General features: G+C 63.7%; 1 protein-coding gene and 2 pseudogenes. 1 reads left to right on the top strand and 2 read right to left on the bottom strand.

Annotated features, from left to right (window positions below; all coding sequences use genetic code 11):
- Nucleotides 1–422: 422 nt before the first annotated feature.
- Nucleotides 423–692 (top strand): WhiB family transcriptional regulator, encoded by a 270-nt coding sequence (locus tag WBF82_RS13615; protein WP_424383536.1) that lies wholly within the window; start codon nucleotides 423–425, stop codon nucleotides 690–692.
- 90 nt (nucleotides 693–782) lie between these two features.
- On the opposite strand, the pseudogene WBF82_RS13620 reads toward WBF82_RS13615, so the two are convergent.
- Nucleotides 783–2,127 (bottom strand): annotated as a pseudogene (locus tag WBF82_RS13620) (ABC1 kinase family protein).
- A gap of 43 nt (nucleotides 2,128–2,170) precedes the next feature.
- A pseudogene (locus WBF82_RS13625) lies at nucleotides 2,171–2,361 on the bottom strand (cyclodehydratase); the annotation flags it as partial.

The raw sequence follows: 2,361 nt of genomic DNA on the forward strand, positions 1-2,361 counted from the left end.
GCCGGGCGCAGCGGGTCGCCACAAAACCCCTGGTCAGAAAATCACTTGCCGCGCCAGCTGTTAAGATTTAACCTCGAACCGCAATCTTCACGCCCGCGGTAGCAACTCGACGAGAGGAGGGAGCCACGATGATCACCACGAACACGTTCGGTGTATGCCCGGTTGTTTCGGCTGGCGACACTGGCTCCCATCATGCTGCCCATGCCGCCGCGGCCGCCTTGGCGGCCGCGCGCAAGCGCCGTAACGCCGCCGCGACGGAAGTGTCCGTGGATCGGGGCTCTACCTAGGTAACAGCCCACTATCTAGCCAAATGGCCACGGACCCGAAGTCAAGGATCCGTGGCCACAGTTTTTGGGTCGACAGCCCATCACCTGGTCCGGATCTCCGCAAAACCGCCAGACCAGGAAGCAGGTGAACCGGATATGTCGACATCGACAGTCCCCGACGAGCAGCAGCCGGAGTTGCCTTGTCACCTCGGCGATCCCGACCTGTGGTTCGCTGACAGTCCGTCGGAGCTGGAGCGCGCCAAGGCGTTATGCGCTGACTGCCCGATTCGAAGCCAGTGCCTGGCCGCGGCATTGCAACGTGCAGAGCCGTGGGGTGTGTGGGGTGGCGAGATCCTTGACCGTGGCTCGATCGTGAACCGCAAGCGACCGCGCGGACGTCCGCGCAAGGATTCGGTCGCCGCTTAGGGAAGACGTCTACGCCGAGATCGACGTTAGCGCAATATTTTTCGACGTAATGCGCGCTGGCGTCGATCTCGGCGCAAGCCGCGCAAGCCGTTAGACGACGATCGCGTCGGGTTCGGCAAAGCCGGGGACCAGCTCTTCCGAAAGCGCTCTTGTCGGCACGTGCGCATCCAACTGGCACATGATCGCCATCGCGGAGGCGAGCACTCGCATCGGGATCGCCAGCTTCGGCGGTAAATCCATCTGGCGGGCTGTCTTGATCTGCGACACCGAGCGGTCGAGCTGGCGATAGGTCATGCGTTGCAACCATTTGCGCGTGTAGTGAAACACCTCGACTTCGACTGGCTCGACGTACTGGCGCAGCATTTCGTCGATGTCGCGCACCGAGACCTGCTGGCCCTTTTGGATGAAACCGCCCTTTTCCATCGTCGCCAATACCAAGTCGTATTTCTTCTCCCGTGCCAGCCGGATTGTCATACCGAGTTCGACCGGGAACCCGCCGGGCATCGGAGCGACGGCACCGAAGTCGATGACGCCCATCCGGTCCTCCGGCAGCAGCATGAAGTTCCCCGGATGGGCGTCGCCGTGGATCATCTCCAGACGGCGTGGTGCGTCGAAGATGAACTCGGCCAGCCGCGTGCCCAGCAGGTCGCGTTGTTCGACGGTGCCGTGGCGGATTATCTCCGACATCGCCACGCCCTCGATCCACTCCTGAACTACGACCTTGGGTGCGCTGGCCACGATGTGCGGTACCAAAAAGTGCGGGTGGCCTTGATACGCCTTAGCGAACGCGCGCTGGTTATCGGCCTCCAGCCGATAGTCGAGTTCCATCTCGGTGCGTTCGATCAATTCGTCGACGATGCCCTGCACATCCACGCCGGGTGCGAGTTGCTTGACGACGCCGACCATGCGCCGCAACGTCTTCAGATCTGCGCGCAACGCTTCGTCGGCGCCTGGGTATTGGATTTTGACGGCGACCTCGCGCCCGTCCGCCCACACCGCCTTGTGCACTTGGCCGATGCTGGCCGAGGCCACCGGCGTGTCGTTGAACTCGGAGAAGCGTTGGCGCCATTTAGTGCCCAGCTGCGCATCGAGCACCCGGTGCACCTTCGCCGCGGGCAGCGGCGGCGCATCCTTCTGGAGTTTGGTCAGCGCTTCGCGGTACGGCTCGCCGAACTCCTCAGGGATCGCGGCCTCCATCACCGACAACGCCTGGCCGACCTTCATCGCGCCGCCCTTGAGCTCGCCCAGCACGGTGAAGAGTTGATGTGCGGCCTTCTCCATCAGTTCGGCGTTGACCTCGTCCTGCGACTTGCCAGCAAGCCGCTTGCCGAACCCGAGCGCTGTGCGGCCAGCGATGCCGCCCGCCAAGCCGGCCAGCTTCACGTTTCGCGCAGCACCCTTACGTCTAATGTCTGCCACGTCAACCATCATCCATGACGGGTCGGTGCTTGCCCGCACCGATCTGAAAACAACCGCTGTCAACATGAACACAGTGGATGCCTGGGCCAATGCCGCGCCACGATCGAGCCGGCATGGACGTCGAACTCCAGCGTGGAGTTCAACGCCTGCGGCGGCCCGGGATCGCCGTCGGCGTCCGATCCACGGACCGCGCCGATCACGCGGTTGACCTGGCTGAGCGCCAGCGCCGCCGTGGCCAGCAGGGTCGCCC

Source organism: Mycobacterium sp. (genome assembly GCF_049673265.1).
GTDB lineage: Bacteria > Actinomycetota > Actinomycetes > Mycobacteriales > Mycobacteriaceae > Mycobacterium.